Below are 16,764 nucleotides of genomic sequence, written 5' to 3'. Positions count from 1 at the left end.
GGTCAGAGACCCCACGTCCAGAGTTGCAGACGCAGCCAGTCCAGCGCCCCATGCAACAGCACCCACCCGAGCTGGCGGCGGCCGACGTCGACCTTGGCCACGCCTTCCATGCCCGGCAACAGCAGGTTCGACGGCTTCGTCAGCCGGGCCTCGACGCGGTAGAAATTCTTGCCGTCCTCGGCCGTTGCCACAGGCATCACGCGAAGTACGTCGATCGTCATCGCATGACCGGCGAAACCGTTCATGACCAGCTCGCCGTGCTGTCCGTCGCGGATGGGTGCGATGTCGCGCTCGTCCACCTCCAGGATGATGCGGTAGCTGTCCAGCGGCGCGATCTCGAACAGCTTCTTGCCGGCTTCCACGGGCGTGCCGATGTCGTGGGACAAGTCGCCGCTGACGATGACGCCATCGTAGGGCGCGCGTACCGTTGCCCGGTCGAGTTTGTCGTCCAGCAGGTCCAGCTGCGCCTGCGCTTCGGAAAGCTGGGCGCTCGTTACGCCGATGGCGGTCAGGTCGTGTCCGGCCATCGCTTCGCGCAACTTGTTGTCGTACTGATCGCGCTCGCTGGCCCAGCGGATGCGTTCGACGCGCAATTCGTGATCGTCCAGGCGCGCCACCTGCTGCCCCTTACGAACGGTATCGCCCGCGCGGACAAAACCTTCGGCAAGGAAACCTTCGAACGGTGCGGCGGCGACGCGCTGGATTTCGCCTTCGGTGACGGTCTTGGCCGATACGCGATAGTCGACCGGTATGCAGACCAGAGCGACGGTGACAAGGAGGACGAGCCCCCCCACGGCTTTCCACACGAGGAATCGCGGTCCGACAAGGTTGCGCCAGAACCGTACGGCTTCGTCGCGCATCCTGCCGAACGACGTGCGCTCGGCAAGCATGCGTTGTTCGACGACCGGCGCGACCAGGGCGGCGAACGCGTCGATCCAGCGCCGTTGCGTCTCATCCAGCGGAGTGCCTTCGCGCTCGAAGGTCACGACAGCGATGGTCCTGGCGTGTTGCACGATGGGAACGGACAGGACGACATGCGCGCCCGTGCGCCGCAGGAGTTCGGTATGCGCGCGGTAGCCGGACGCGGGACGCCCGTCGCGTCCGTCGCTGGCTTCCACCGACTGCGCGAGGTCCGTGGCTTCGGCCATCGCATCGCGATAGGCCTGCACCAGGGGCGAGGACTTCTCGAACGTCGCCGCTTCGGACAGGGCGGCAAGCCGCACCTGCGCGTCGCGAACCAGCCCGATAGCGACACGCGTGCAGTCGAAACGGCGGCGCAGTTCGTTCACCAGATCGAACATTGCCTGCTGGAAGCGCACATGACGCAGCGCCGTGGCCAGCATGTGCACGATGCCTGAGGCGCGCTGACTAGCTTCCACCGCGTCGTCCAGTTCGCGTTTGCCCAGCAGATGGGTCAGCCACGCACTGGCCCAATGCACTTCGCGCAGCAGGGCGGCCAGCACGATGGGATCGGTCGGCAGCTCGAACACCGCCGCGCCGGCTATACGTTCGCCCGACATAACGGGTATCGCGGCATGCAATACGCCCGGTGCATCGGCGGCGGGCAAGACGGCGATGCGACGGTCGCTCAATGCCTGGCTGACGGCAGGTCCCATGCGGGCCATATCGGCATCGACGGCGGGCCAGACCGCGATGGGCACGTAATTCTGGCCGTCGCTGGCTTCGATCAGTACGGCGGCTTTGCCCACGCTGGGAAACTTTTCGCAGATCAGCGTCAGCCAGGCATCGCAGAAAACGTCCGACGTGCGCGCGGCGACGAAGCGCTCCCATGCGGGTATCGCCGGAAGAGCCGCGACGACGTCCTGATCCGGTTGTTCGGTAACGGCGTTCATGGACCGGTCTCCGCGGCGATGCGGTCGCGATCCGCGCGAACCGCGACGAACAGACTGTCCAGTTCATCGATGTCGGTACCGCTCAGGTCGCCGAGCGTTGCCTTGAGCTTGATGAACGAGGTGAGTTGCTGATACGCGCCCTTGCGCACGTCGCGTCGCGCGCCCGCCAGCTGCTGTCGCGCGGTGAGCACGTCGGCGTCGGTTTTCACGCCATGCAGCGCGCCGCGTTCCGCCAGCGCAAGGGCACGCTGTGCCGAATGGATGGCGGTGCGCGCCGCGTTGGTCTTTGCGCGACCCGCCCGCCAGCCGAGGAACGCCGTCTTTACATTGAGTACCGCTTGCCGGCGCGCGGACTCCTGATCGTCGCGGGCCTTTTCGCGCATGGCGATGGCCTCCGCGACCTTGGCCGACTGCGCGCCACCGGAGTAGAGCGGCACATTGAGCTGAAGGCCGATGGCCAATTGACGGATGCGGTAACCCGGCTGTCCGGGGAAGTTGCCGACGTTCTGATCCGTGTTGCCAAAGGTCGCGACCATGTCCAGCGTCGGCTGGTAGCCCGCGCGCTGTTTCGAAATTTCGTCTTCCGCCGCGGCAACCGCCGTCGCCGCGGCACGCAGGGCGGGGCAGTGGCTGTCGATCTGCGCGAGCCATGCATCCGCGTCGTCACCGAGCAGATCCGGAATGCTGGCGTCCTCGCGCAGCCAGGGCTGGACGAGCCCTTCGCTGGAACCGATCCATTGTTCGATCGCGGCGGCCTTGGCGGCGAGGTCCATCTCGGCGGAGAGTTCGTCGGCCGCGGCTTCCTCGTACTTCGCCCGGGCATCGTCGGCCTTGGGCTCGGACTCCGCACCGAGTTCGGCCCCTCGTCGCGCGATATCCCACTGGGCGCGCAGCGCGTCCCGCTGGGCGGTGGAGAAATCGACGGCGTCCCGTGCCTCCATCAGGTCGAACCAGCTGGTCGCCAGCTTCAGGTAAAGCTGCTGCTCGGTGTCGGCCAGCTGATAGCTCGCCTGTTCGGCGGCTTTTCCCGCTTGCTGCAAAGCGACTGTATTCGCCCGCCGCCACAGGGGCTGGTTCAGGCTCAGCTGATTGCCGTTGCTGTGGTAGTGATCGCGTAGCGTCGCCGTATGGGTATCGAGCGTGTTGTAACGACGGCCATTGCCGTTGGTGTTGGCGGTGGCGGTGATCTGCGGAAGCATGGCGCCCAGCGCCTGCCGTTCGCGCGCGCGCGCCGCATCCACGTTGGACTGCGCCGCGCGATAGCCCGGTTCGCTGTCGTGGGCAAGCGAGAACAGTTCGCCCAGCGTCACCGTCTGTGCGACGGCGGTGCACGAAGCGACCAGGCAGGCGATGGCGAAAATCGGTAAGCGGTAACGGTTGACGACGTACACCTCAAGTCCCTTCGCACGCGCAGGGAGAGGCGGACCGTCATGGCCCTGAGACGGCACGACGCACGCCCCGGCTGATGGCCGGGCATGCGATCGGACGCTTTGCGATTTCCCCCTGTACGCGTGCATTTTCGCACCCGCCCCGGTCCGGTGCCAAGTGCAAAGAGGGGTATCTTCACAAACCCGCGGAGGCGGTGTCCGGGTACAATCGCCGGGCGGTTTCCAAGGGGGAAAACATGAAACGCATCATCGGAACGGTCGCCCTCGCGATCGTGGCAACGGGCTGCCAGACCACCGGTAGCAGAATCACGCAGATCGACGTCGGCTCCTCGCGCGATCAGGTCGTGGAAACGCTCGGCCGTCCTGACTCGGTCCGCACGGTAACCGACTTCGAAGTACTCTGTTACCTGGATCGCCATCGCACCCGCATGTCCGTCGCGCACACCGATTATTCGGTAGTGCTGAAGGAGGGCAAGGTGGTGCAGTTCGGGCCGGGACAAGTACGGCGCGACGGGCTGCATTCGGTGGTTATCGATCCGGCGTTGCGATAACAGCGTTCAGGGAGGAAATACCGGCGTGACGATCACGCCGAGTTTGCGTTTTACTTCAGTCAGCGCGGCGGCATCGGCGGCACCGAAGGTATGTTGGGCCTCGACCCACTCCTTCGGGGCGTACTCCGACACGTTGCCAGGGATAAACATGTCGCGCTGGACCCAGCAGGGTGCGCATCGCTCGGTTGTTATGAAGATCAGCGTCACCCATCCATTCCGTCGTCCTGGGGGGATTGCCCGGTCCGACTCGAATTTCACGGCAGTGACAATGCTGCCGTCCTTTTCCTGATGCGTCGAGCGTTCGGCGACGTGGAAGCCCGCTGCCGCGTATGCGTTTTCGTAAGTCGAAAGCAGCTCGATCGCCGTTATGCCCGCGTACTCCGTCATGGGGACGACGGGGGTTGTCGCGACGCTCCTGTCGCTCAGGACGGATCCAATGGTCAGAAGGAGGCCGGCGATACCGACGAAGTGCCTGGGGCCAGTGCCGCGATTGTCGCTTTGAGTTTTCATAGCCGTCCCCATGCCAGGCACTCTCAGTGATTCCCTATGTCGAGTTCGTGCAGATGATAGGCACCGATCTCTTCTTCGGCTTCGCGCTGGGCATCATTGCCCGCCTGGCCAAGAGCGTGCTGCACTTCTATTTCCCGCTGTGCGTCGAGCGCGCCGCCGAACGAAAAGGCGCTGCCTTGCTGCGCGACTCCGGTACGTCCGGATTTTCCTGCTGTGGGATCGTACGAGAAGGTAAACATCAACTCGGCGTAATAAGGAGCCTTGACCGACGCTAGCGCGAACGTCCGGTTTTTCGACTCGCTTACCCGGCTGATGTGCTGGGTCGTTCGTGTTTTGATGACGAATCCCGCATGGGCGAAGGCTCGTTCATAGGCTTCGATCACTTCGTTCGGTGTGATCCCCTGATAGTAAAACGTAGGGATGTGCGGGCGAGCGGGTGGCGGTGGTGGCGCATCTGCCGCCGACAGGGGCAAACTTGCGGCGAGCAGATAGGCGCCGGTGAGCACCGTAGCGCTTCTTCCCGTTTTGCGGCCGCCGCCATCATTCGAGCTGGCTGTCATATTCCTGTCCTGGTCGTTGCTGTCACTGGCCTATCTTATGGGAACCCGGCGCCGGTCGTCCGCCGCCAGGTTTGCCGCCGCTGCACGCGTTTGTCAGACGCGTTTTACGATCAAGCCACTCTGTTTCGCGAGTTCGTCCGCGCGGGGACGTCCTCCTTCGAATACGTCCTGCCACCAGTCGATGCCCGATACCGCCGTGCCCGAGGTGACGGTGGATGCGTTCCAGTCGATGACCGGGACATCCGACGATCGTGAGCCTTGATTGAGGACGATGTAGCCACCGGCTTGTGAACTGTTGCCAGCGTCACCTGGCGCCGCGTCGAAGACAAGGCTCATCGCGTTGCCGCAGGGCGGATTCTTCGATACGACCAGTGTCACCGTGCCGCTTGCCGACAGCTTGCCGTCGGTTACGGAATAAGTGAACACATCGGTGCCGGTGAAACCGCTCTTCGGACGATAGGTATAACTACCGTCGCGATTGCGGCTGAGCGTGCCCTTCGACGGATTGGACAGACTGAGCGTCAGGCAGTCGCCATCCGGATCGTTGACCAGGCAGTCGAAGTCGATACGTACGCTGCCGTCCTTCTGTACCTGGAACGTCGCGCTCTGTGCCGTAGGTGAATGGTTTACGGGCTGCACGGTGATGTTGACCATGGCCACGCCCGATCGCGCATCGCCATCGGTTGCCCGGTAGCTGAAGCTATCGGTGCCATACCAACCCTTGTCCGGCGTGTATGTGTAGCTGCCGTCGCCGTTCAGAACCAGCTTGCCGTGACTGGGGGCACAGACGAGTAGGGCGGCAAGACGATCGCCATCCGCATCCGTGTCGTTCGCCAGCACATCGATCCGTACCGCCGCACCTGCGCTGGTCGTTGCTTTGTCGTCGCGTGCGACCGGAGCGTGATTCGGCGCAAGCACGGTAATCGTCACCGTCGCCGGTTTCGACGTCAGCGAGCCGTCGGTCGCCGTATAAGTGAACGTATCCGTGCCCACGAATCCTGCCGTTGCCGTATAGCTGAAGCTGCCGTCGCGATTACGCGTCAACACACCGCTCTTCGACGAGCTCACAAGCTTTGTCGTCAGGCTGTCGTTGTCGGCATCCGTGTCATTGGCCAGGACGTTCAGTACGGTGGCCACGCCGGCGCGTGCGGTGAATGCATCGTCGTTCGCTACCGGGGTCTGATTTACATGGGCCACATGTATCCACACCATGGCCGGATTCGATCGGTACTGACCGTCGAATGCCTGATAGGTGAATCCATCCAGACCGTACCAGTTGGCGTTCGGTGTGTAAGTGAACGTGCCGTCCGAATTCAGCGCCAGCGTGCCGTGGCTGGGACCGCAGAGGGGCAGGGCCGTGAGCGGGTCGCCGTCGATATCCCAGTCGTTGGCGGTCGGATCGATACGTACCGAGCCATTCTCGTTGACCCCGGCGACATCGTCGAAAGCCAGAGGTGGCAGGTTGGGGCCAAGCACCGTGACGGTAACGGTCGCGATGTTCGAATCGACCTTGCCGTCATTGGCCACGTAAGTGAACGTATCGGTGCCCGTGTACCAGCAGTCCGCGGAATAGCTGAAGGTGCCATCGGCATTGGCCGTCAATGTGCCGTGTTTGGGACCGCTGACGATACGTGCCTTGAGCACATCGCCATCCGCGTCGCGATCGTTCGCCAGTACATTCACGACTGCCGTTTGGTTGTTATGAACGCGAACGCTGTCGTTCGCAGCGATCGGTGCCTGGTTCGCCGCCGACACCACGAGACGCACCGTTGCCACGTTGGACAACGATTTGCCGTCGCTGGCCTGGTAGGTAAGGGTATCCGTACCGCTCCAGGTTCCGTCGGAAACGTAGTTCAGCGAGCCATCCGCATTTCGCGTCAGTACACCATGCGCCGGACCCGATACCACTACCACGGAGAGCGCGTCGCCGTCGGCGTCCACGTCGTTGGCGAGCGGGTTCAATACGATGGTCTTGCCCTGCACGCCGCTGAACACATCGTCGTTCGCCACGGGTGCGTGATTCGTCTGGCGCACCGTAATGGTCACCGACCCGACCGCCGAGTCCACCTGGCCGTCGTTGGCGACGTAGGTGAAGCTGTCCGTGCCGCTGAAGCCTGGCTTCGGCGTATAGGTCAGTGTGCCATCGACGTTCACCGTCACCGAACCGTTGGCCGGTTGTCCCACGATGCGCGCCGTAAGTCCGGCATTTGCCGGACGCGGCGCACCCGCGTTGAGTCCGGTGCTGTTGTCGATATCCGTATCGTTGGCGAGAACGTCGATCGTGACAGTCTTATCCTGATCGGTTACAGCCGTATCGTTGATTGCCACGGCGGCATGATTCACCGCCGTCACGGTCAGCGTGACGGTAGCGACGTTCGAGTTTCCGGTGCCGTCGTTCACGGAGAACGTAAAGCGATCCTCGCCCGCGTAGTAGCTGTCCGGCCGGTAGATGTACAGGCCGTCGGATCCACGAACCAGCGTGCCATGCAGCGGACCGTCGACGATCGAAGCCGCCAGCGTATCGCCATCGACGTCCGTGGCAGCCGTACGTGGATCGATCGACAGCGAACCGTCCTCCGCCACGGTGGCGGCGATGTCGTGCGCTACCGGCAAGTGGTTCACCGGCGCCATCACGATCGTGATGGTGGCAACGGCCGAGGTAATCGAGCCGTCGCTCACACGGTAGCTGAAGGTATCTTCACCGCGGTACAGATCATTCGGACGATAGGTGAAGCTGCCGTCCGCATTGAGCTGAAGCGTGCCGTGTAAAGGACCATTTACGAGTTCGGCAACCAGCGGGTCTCCGTCCGTGTCCGTAGCATAAGACAGGACATTGCCCGTGGCTGTCTGTTCCTCAAGCGACTGCAACGTTGCATCGTGCGCGGACGGTGCATGATTCACGTGCTCGACGTTCAACGAGACCGTCGAAGGTGTCGAGTCCGTGCTGCCATCGTTCATCACATAAGTAAACGCGTCGGTGCCATGGAAGCCGGCCGCCGGCGTGTACGAGAACGTGCCATCGGCGTTACGTACCAGTGTTCCATGCAACGGACCATCCACGATCCGGGCGACGAGCGTGTCGCCATCCATATCGGACGCATGGCTCGCCAGATCGACGATCGCGCTGCCATCTTCCTTCAGGGATACGGCGAAATCGCCAGTCACCGGTGCATGGTTCACCTTCTGCACCGTCAGGTTCACGGTGGCTACGTTCGACTGGATTTTGCCGTTGTCGAGGACATAGGTGAACGTGTCGGTGCCGTACCAGAGCGCATCGGGCGTGTAGCCGAAGCTGCCGTCCGCATTCAGGCTCAGCGTGCCGTGCGTGGGACCGTTCACGACGACCGCCGTCGCTCCGTCCGCGTTGACATCGTTGCCGACGACATCGATACGGGCGGACGTATCCTCGTTCAGCGTCACGGCGTCGTCGGTAGCCTTCGGGTCGCCCATCAATCCGATATCGCGGATAGTGACGTGGCTATCCTGCGGCCCGAACCCGAGAATATCGAACGACAGCAGGAGCGCCGTGCCGGCGGGAATGCCGCGCAGATCGACCACATAGGTCCGGCTGCCGTCGGGATGGGTCACGTAAGCGATACCGCTGGCAAGGAATTGCTGCCCATTGCCTTGCACGTTCAGCATATCGTCCGTGCGGGACAGCGCCATGGCGCCGCCGAGCGAACGACCGGTGACCGCATCGAGAAGAAGTGCCTCGAAGGCATCCAGCGGCGAACCACCCGCTGCACCCAGCGCGAGATCGGAGATCGTGAAACGAAGGAACCGATCGTTCTCCCCGACCACCAGTGCCCTGGTTACCGCCGTCTGCCGATCGCTGGCCTCGGTCAGCGAAAGCACTTCGCCATTTGTCAGTGTGGGAACCGCCGCGCTTGACGTATCGGTGGCTGTTGCGCCGCGATTGAAGGTCACGTTGGCCTGGGATACCGACGAGGTTTGGGCCTGCGTTACCGCTACCGCATCGTACGGAATGACCTGAGCTGCGAGGCTGGTCGATCCGGCACCGGCGGCCGCGATGGCACCGTCGCTGGCGCGCGGAGTGCCCGTAAGGGATGCCGACAGGTTCATCGTCGCCTTGTAGAAGGCGATAGCTGCCTGCAACGAATTGACGGTGCTCGACTGGGATCCGACAGCTACCTTCAGGATGGTTTTCTGTTCGGACAGGAATTGCAGGAAACCATCGCCGTCGCCACCGGAACCCATAACGTTTGGTATCCCGCCGGATACGCCTGGATAGACGAACTGCTGTCCATACACAGCCGGAACTCCCGGCGAAGCCGGAGTCCCAACGAAATAGTCCTCGCCTACGCCGAAGGTATGCGCCATTTCATGTGCCATCGTGTTGACAAGGAAAGCGCCGAAGGTGGTACCCCCCGTCCACGACATGCTTCGACCCACGGCGACGTACACGATATCGGGCACCGTCATATTCAGTGCGTCGCTTAGTGCCCACTCCTTGGCGACGACAGGGATTCCGGTCGTGCCGGGCCGGTTGGTCATAAGTATCGTATCGATCCAACCCGGATCGGGCGGGAAGTGCCGTTTCGAGTCGTATGGATAGAAAGGATTGACGTTCGGGTCCATGTAGCCATAGACGCTTTGACCTGCGTCGCCCCAGAGCATCGTCGGACCTTTCGTCCAACCGGTCGCACCGCCATTGTTGACAAAAGTAATCCCGGGCACGCCTGCGTACACCTGACGCATCGCCGCGGCGACATCGCCGACGATCCCCGCGACCATCTGGTCGAAGGCGATCTGAATGACGGTCTTGGGGCCCGTGCCCGTATATGGCGTATAACCGCCAAGGAACGCACCGAATGTGCTGACGAACGTCGCGCTGAGTGGAATGGGCCCTGCTGCCCATACACCTGTGCTGGACCCCGTAGCCGGAGCGGCGGCATGGTAGGTATAGCCGGTTGCCGGCGTGCCGGTAATGACTCCTGGTGTACTGAAAATACGCAGGAGTTCGGCGCGCAGACCGTCCAGATTAAGGTTGACTTCAACCGGCTTGGTTTTCCGTCCCCGGACATCGAGGGCGCCGATGAGGGTACCGTCTGCGTTCCTGATCTTCAGCGTATCGTAGGAATACGACGCGTGCATGTTGTCGAACCCGGTTCCGGTTGCCAGTGGGTCGAACTTCCATTGCACCGCGCCGTTCTGGGCCGCACCGAACGTGAACTCCGAGTTGATTCCGTCATCGCCGATATCCAGATGCATCGAACTGGACAGATGCATGGTGACTTCCTTGATCCGGACGACATTGCCCGCACCGTCCGCCAGCGTGTTTCCGAACACCGCGCTGGCCGTGTTGACGACTTCGGATGCCAGCATCCCTCCCGACTGGAATGCTGGGTTAGTCGGATCGATCATCTTGAGCGCCGCGACCGCATCGGTTGCATCGACCCAGCGGACGATCTGGTAGATCTTCACGGTCTTCACGCCATTGGTGACGATCGTGACCTTGATCTGGCCGCCGTAGAGTTCGTCGCCGGTCAGCAACGAGAACTTGTTGGCCGGATACATCTCGGCAAGAGTCATCGCATCGGCCGAGATGAACGCGCTGGAACCGGCGGCAATCGTGAAGTTCTGGGTTGTCAGTCCGAGACTGCCCGCACCGGCCTTCAGGAACGAGCCGATCTCGCTGTCCACTTCGACGGTGACGTAAGTCGGCTGGTGCGCCGACCCGGGAATCGTCAGGGAGAACGCCTGGTCCTGAGTCGTTCCGTTCTGGCTGCCCGTGCCCGTGATGAACTTCGTGGTGGTGGTAGTGGTGGAGCCGCTACTGGTTTCGGTACCGGCGGGTACGCCGATCGGTCCACCTGTTGGAGACGGAATGTTCTGCTCTCCGTTTTCGCCGATCTTGATGTGATGAGACAGGCGATCCTTGTCGTTCATCGCCAGCGTCGCATCCAGCAGCGCGTCGATACTCCACGAATGATCGAGGTTCGGGTTCTGCTGGTTGGGATTGACCGTGCCGAAGCCTCCTTTCAGCTGGCCGACAAGGACCTTTCCGTCGGCGGAAAGACTGAGGTTGATGATGCCGTAACCGTCCAGCGGCAACGTGGCGCCCAGATACTGGGGCGCACCGCTCTTGCCGAACGGATCGCGAATGATACCCAGCTTGCCGCCCACCGAGACTTTCTTCGCACTGGCACTGCCACCCACCGCGATCGGAGGACCGAATGGCATGTAGATGAAGTCCGGGGCCTCGAACATCGCCCGGTAGTACGGATCGTTGAAGTTGTAGTTATCGTCCGAAACGATGGCGTATTCGACACCGTCGCGAACGACGAGCACCACGCTTTGCGCTCGCTGTATGTCGAGTCGGTCGGAAATAATGGCGTTCGTCGGTTGCGACAGGTCGATCGCGTTCATGACGGCGGATATGACATGCCCGGACTTGTCGCGAGTGAGGACAAGGGTCGACAGGCCCCGGTTGTAATCCTCGATATTCGTGACGAGATAGTGATCGGCATCGGTCGTTGCAACGATGCTCTGCGGCGATTTTCCGCTGAAGCCATCGCCGGGAAGCGATGCGGTGATCGGCGTATCGATCCGGCCGGTCGCCATCTTGAGCGTGGACAGATCGAATATAAGCACGTTGCCGAGCTTCGTCTTGTCGCCGAGCATCGTCGAGTTCGCGTTCTTAGGTGTCGCGACGATCAGCGTGCGCCCGTCCGGGCCGATCGTCATCGACGAAACGCCGTAGACCGTCGTTTCGATGCCTGTGCCCTGGATCGAAACCACATTGCGATACGTCTTGCTTGCCGGGTCGATGTCCATGGCGCGCAGCTGGAAGTTGCCAGCACCCGAACCGTAGTTGCTGCCTTCGCCGATAAGCAGGCGATTTCCGGCGACGAGCAGGCTCGTGATGTTCTTGCCTCCCGCGATCGTTATCGTGTCGAAAATCCGGAACGTTATCGTGTCGATCACGTAGATGACGCCATTACCCCCGATGTAGCAACGCGTGTAGTCGTCGGAGAATGCAATGGGTTGCACCTTGGTGCCGGTAATGTATTCGGCCAGAGCGGTCGAGCCGAGTCGTTCGAGCAGATTGACCTGGCCCACTACGGTGTTCTCGCGGAGGAAGTCGATACCGGTCCGGGTCATGACGGCAACAATGTTCGGCAGCGGCGACACGCCGAACAGATTGCCCTTGAATTCGCGGGGCGATCCAGAGGTAAGCGTGCCGGACGACGTAAACGCACTCGTCGGAATCTGTCGCACCAGCTGCCAGCGTACGGAACCGATCGCGATGCCCGCGGGCACCTGCACGGTGATATTGCCGGTCGTCGTACCTGGAATTCCCGTCTTGACGTCGATAGGCGTGCCGTCGGCCAGGATCGCTCTCAAGACCAGCGTGCCCGCGAAAGCTCCCGGGTTATTGCTGGCAATTGTGATTGTGATCTGGTCGGTTCCGGCAACCGGAACGATCGCCGTAATGTTCGGCAACGCGACGCTGCCATCGGGTGTCTGGACAGCAGGCAGGGCGGCGCCGGTGTTGATCTTGCCGATCTGGCCCGGTGGTACCTGGGGTAGCGGAATGTTGGCGGACTGCGGAATGCCGAAGTGATACGAACCGGCGAAGAGCGACGTCGCGGCCTGGGCCAGCGAATCGATCAGACCGGAATACATCAACGTACCGGCCAATCCGCCGCCCATGGTGAGACCGAGGCCTGCGAACGTTAGCCAGGTTCCCCCAGTGATGGCCAGTTCGTACTGCCCGGAAATAACGCCGGGGATGCCGCGCATGACGTAGTACTCGCCAGAACTGTCCACGCCGTCGAAGGGCGGACTGGCCGTCCTGGCGACACCGTCGGCTCCCACGAAACCGTTGTCCACGATCCACCACGTATCGATCATGTTTCCATCGGGACCCGGTACCTGTCCTTTGCGCAGGAACAGCACTTCATCGCCGGCCGACGCAAGACCCGAACCCTGCACGGGTATCGCAAGCTGCAACGGATAATTCGAGCTTGTGCCGCCAAGGTCGAGATGGAAGGCCGCCAGCGGTACGAGCACGCCCGTACCGGGGATGCCACCCGCGCCGGGCAGGGACGGATCGTCGAGCGAGATACGCGAGATGGATACGGCCGTATCGACGGGCAGCGCGCCTGCGCCGATGAGAACCGTCTCGCCTGTCGTGGAGCTGACGACGCCACCCGCATCATGTGAGATCTCGATGGCCTGCGGCGTCGTCTGAACCGCGGCCTTGTCCACATGGATCAACACCTCGCCCATGGCGACCGACTGAGTGAGGATCGTTCCGTCGGACAGCCGACCGGTGTAGACATAGACCACGAAAATACGCGCTACGCCGACCGCGCCGGCTGTGACAAAACCATTTGCATCCACGGTCGCCACGGTCTCGTCGCTGGAGACATACAGGACCTGACCATGGCTCACGTCGACGACCGCATCGCCGTAAGGATCGGTGGCATGCACCTTGATCTGGCGCGTACCGCCTTCGACCATCGCCAGCGTCGCGGGATAGACATCGGGCGTGACGAGTGGCGACGGCGCGTCTGGCTGCGCGTCCGTGATGCCCGTCGCGGCGACGTTGAAGGTTTCGACCGTACGGACCACCGAACCGTCCGCACGAACGTGCGACGCAATCAGCAGCACGGGACCGGTTCCGACGGTGACAAGGAAATCCCTTGCATCGTCGACCGTGACAGCCGCCGGCCCCGTGACGCCCAGGCCACTCAGATTGCCCAGCGTGAGCGTGAGATAGCCGGAGTCCGCGCTGATGTCGACGCCTGCCTGATCCTCGAAATCGACCGTGGCCTTTACATGCACGGCCTGACCCGGCAATACCTCGCCAACGGGTTCCAGATGGATGCCCGTAAGTTTGGCGGCACTCACCGTTACGTTGAGCTGGATCGGCGCACTGCTCGAATAGCCGTCGTCGGCACTGACGAAAATCGCGGCGACGCCGCTATAACCGGGCTCCGGTGTAAAGATGACGGAGAGGCCGTCGGCACTGAGTCGCGCACTGCCGTGGGTGACGCCGACGATCTTCCAGAACAGCGTATCGCCTTCATAGTCCTGCGCGATCGAAGACAGCGGAATGGCAACGCCCAGGTCCGTGTGTGTGAGCACCGCGGGTATCGAAGCCGATGCCTCGGGTGCGCCATTCGCGCGCCATCCGTAGTTCGCGTACAGCAACTGCCGGTCGGCCTGATCGATGTTTCCATCGCCATTGATATCGCCAGCCGCCAGGCCGCCGGCGAGGTCGGTAGCAAATGCCGCGGTGTCGGCACCGTCGATGCGACCATCGTGGTTCAGGTCGCCGGCGACGGATAGGGATACCGTGGCGTGACCGTTGCCGGTCAGCCGGATCAGCTTCAGGCCCGCTTCGTCGACGCGCACGAGCAGCGTAAGCACGCCGTTGTGCAGCACGCGACCGAGGATAGTGCCACCCACCACATCGACCGTCGAACTGGCGTCGTCGAAAGCGACGCTGATGGCCAGGACGATCGCGCCGGTCGTGCCGGGAATCTTCACACTGGAGGCGAGCTCGCTATCGCGTACCGTAAAGCCCAGTGTTGTCGTTCCCTGATTGGGGAGGCTACCCGACCAGGTGTTACCACCGCTGTTGCCCAACCAGTTCGCCGCTGTGCCGAGATTCGCCGTGACGACGTCCGGATAAGGCTGGCCGTTGCTGTCGTAACCGTAGGCGTGCCCGGTATCGGCTGTATCCAGCGCGCGAACGAGCGAGAGCCGGCCGGCCGTGTCGTAAAGATAGACCGTGGTACGAGAGTGACCCGCGGTATCGACAGGACCGGTCATGCGCACGATACGGCCCTGTGCGTCGCGAACCATGGTGATGCGCGCCGAGGCATCGCCTCCCACGAGCGCAATGCCCGCATCCGATACCAGCCATTGCGTGCCGTCGGTGAAGGCGATCGCCGTAATTTTCCCGGTGGTATCGAGGCTGTAGCGGGTGCCGTCCGGTGCGGTGAGTACATAGCCGGCCGGTTGCCACGGAAGACCGGTGATCTGGTCGTACAGATGCGTGCCCTGACGCTGCAATGTGTCGCCGCCCAGCGCATCGAGCGACCAGCCCTGATCCTGACCGAAGGATGCGCGATACGTGATGGGTGCATTCGCGCTTCCGACCATCGGCGTACCGATGGTGGCGAGGTCGAAGCTGAGGTAACGCATCGGAGCATTGCCGTCACTGAGATTCGCCGGCATCTGCAACCACACACGCGCACCTTCCACCCACGATGCCATGCTACCGGTCGCCGTCATGGCGAGCTGGTCGGTGGACAGGCCCGTGTCGAAGCCGGCCATCGACCAGTTGCCGAAGTCGGCGCCGGTGCCATTGGCTGGAGTACGGGTCACGGTAAACGCATGACCGCCGAGCTGGTACGTCGTGTCGCCCATCGCGGCGACCGTCGGATTTTTCTGTGTCGTATCGACGATAAGACGCGTTTCGATCTGGCTGGTGCGGCCTGCCAGATCCCAGGCGGTAAGGCGCAGGCGATACACGCCGTTGCCGAAAGCGGCCGGGTCCAGCGTACCCAGGGTCAACGACTGGTCGACCGTGGACGCAGCGAGATCGGCACGGGTAAGTACCCGCCACTGGTCACTGTCGGCCGAAGCGATTTCAAGGCGGTAGCCCATGAGCTGCAGTTCGCTCAGCGAGGCGGCCAGGGCGAGCGGCGATGTGACCTCGACCGGTTTACCCGTGGCGGTGCCACCGGAAAGAGTGCCGCTCCATGCGAGCACAGGTGCCGCGATATCGTTCGCGTCCCTGATCCGCAACTGGCTATCGCGCGTTCCGACGAATCCGTCCGCGTCCGTGGCGATTACGCGTACGTCGATCAGGCCGGCCTGTGTGGCGGTCAGGCGCATACGCCCGCTGGAATCGAGTGCAACGGTTTGCCACGTGTCGCTGGCAAGCCCCGTTCCGCGTACCTGGACGACCATGCTGGTGATGGCGCTGAAGCTGCTTGCGCGCACCGTCACCAGAATGGATTGACCGGGAAGCGCGGGTGTTCCCGGCACGCTGTCGACAAGAATGGACGGTGCGTTGGCCGACGCATCGGCGACGACACGCACGGTGAAGGTCTTGCGAACCGTGGCCAGCCCATCGGAAACGATCGTCGTGATGACGAAATCGCCGACCTGGCCGGGGCCGGGCGTCCAGCGAAGATTCTTCGTCTGCGCATCGTAGACGGCGCCATCGGGAAGACCCGAGAAGGCAACGACCAGTCCTTGCGTCTGCGTGACGCCGTCCGCATCGGAAGCGTGAATGCCGCGCAGGGTATCCGTGCCGCCGAGTTCGACCGGAATACTCCAGTCCTGGCCTACCGTAATGGCGTGGCTCGATACCGACAGGGCAGGCGCGCGATTGGTGTCGAAGACACGGACATGCACGGTTTGCGTGGTTGTGAGGCTGCCGTCCGTCGCGGTGAAATTGAAAGCGAAGTCGCGGCTTCCTCCCAATGCGTTGTTGACGGTGTCATACCCCGGCGTCCATTCGAACTCGCCGGTTGCCGCGTTGAAAATGATGCCCGCCGGCGTGTTTTCGTCGTAGATCAGGCTGATATGCAGCGGGTCGCCGTCGACGTCGATCGTACGCAGCGTGAACGATGTCGTGGCACCTTCGTTAACCAGCTGAAGCGGCATCGGAAGGATGACCGGTGCCTGGTTCACGTTGGCGACGTGCAGTTCGAAGGTGCGGGTAAACACGGCGGCGCCATCGCTTCCCGACACGGTGAAGCGATAGATGCCGGGGCTCTTGCCACCGGTGTTGTCGCTTTGCGCGGCAAAGAATCCCGGTGTCCAGTTCAGCGTCGCGTGGCCGCCGCCCGCGGGAACGGACATCTGCATGCCCGAAGGCAGGCCCGTCGCGGTCCAGCTGATGAGGTCGCTG

General features: G+C 62.7%; 6 protein-coding genes (1 of these 6 cut by a window edge). 1 reads left to right on the top strand and 5 read right to left on the bottom strand.

Features of this window, described 5'->3' with window-relative positions:
* Nucleotides 1–2 precede the first annotated feature (2 nt).
* Both AC3IR3_RS11125 and AC3IR3_RS11120 read right to left on the bottom strand, forming a co-directional pair.
* Entirely contained in the window at nt 3–1,853 is a 1,851-nt protein-coding gene (locus tag AC3IR3_RS11125; protein WP_489192097.1) for a GAF domain-containing protein, read from the bottom strand.
* Nucleotides 1,850–3,244, bottom strand: a complete 1,395-nt coding sequence (locus AC3IR3_RS11120) for a TolC family protein (RefSeq protein WP_489192095.1) — start codon at nt 3,242–3,244, stop codon at nt 1,850–1,852. Before AC3IR3_RS11120 ends, AC3IR3_RS11125 begins: the two co-directional genes overlap by 4 nt.
* A 233-nt stretch (nt 3,245–3,477) precedes the next feature.
* On the opposite strand from AC3IR3_RS11120, the gene bamE reads away from it, so the two are divergent.
* A complete protein-coding gene (bamE, locus tag AC3IR3_RS11115) occupies nt 3,478–3,792 on the top strand; it encodes an outer membrane protein assembly factor BamE domain-containing protein (protein ID WP_489192093.1) in 315 nt (104 codons plus the stop codon).
* A gap of 6 nt (nt 3,793–3,798) precedes the next feature.
* On the opposite strand, the gene AC3IR3_RS11110 is transcribed toward bamE, so the two are convergent.
* The 3 genes from AC3IR3_RS11110 to AC3IR3_RS11100 all read right to left on the bottom strand — a co-directional run.
* The gene (locus AC3IR3_RS11110) at nt 3,799–4,302 is read right to left on the bottom strand and encodes a hypothetical protein (protein WP_489192092.1); all 504 of its coding nucleotides are present in this window, start codon (nt 4,300–4,302) and stop codon (nt 3,799–3,801) included.
* A gap of 23 nt (nt 4,303–4,325) precedes the next feature.
* Nucleotides 4,326–4,862 (bottom strand): hypothetical protein, encoded by a 537-nt coding sequence (locus AC3IR3_RS11105; RefSeq protein WP_489192091.1) that lies wholly within the window; start codon nt 4,860–4,862, stop codon nt 4,326–4,328.
* A gap of 93 nt (nt 4,863–4,955) precedes the next feature.
* Nucleotides 4,956–16,764, bottom strand: partial view of an Ig-like domain-containing protein gene (locus AC3IR3_RS11100; RefSeq protein WP_489192089.1) — the end only. Its footprint extends 24,428 nt past the window's final position; 11,809 of the gene's 36,237 nt are visible here — the last part of the coding sequence; its start codon lies beyond the right edge, outside the window; it ends in the stop codon at nt 4,956–4,958.

The organism is Luteibacter sp. GL_149 (assembly GCF_057834065.1).
Note: the sequence above shows the minus strand (reverse complement) of the source record. Positions and strands in the feature narration are given on the sequence as shown.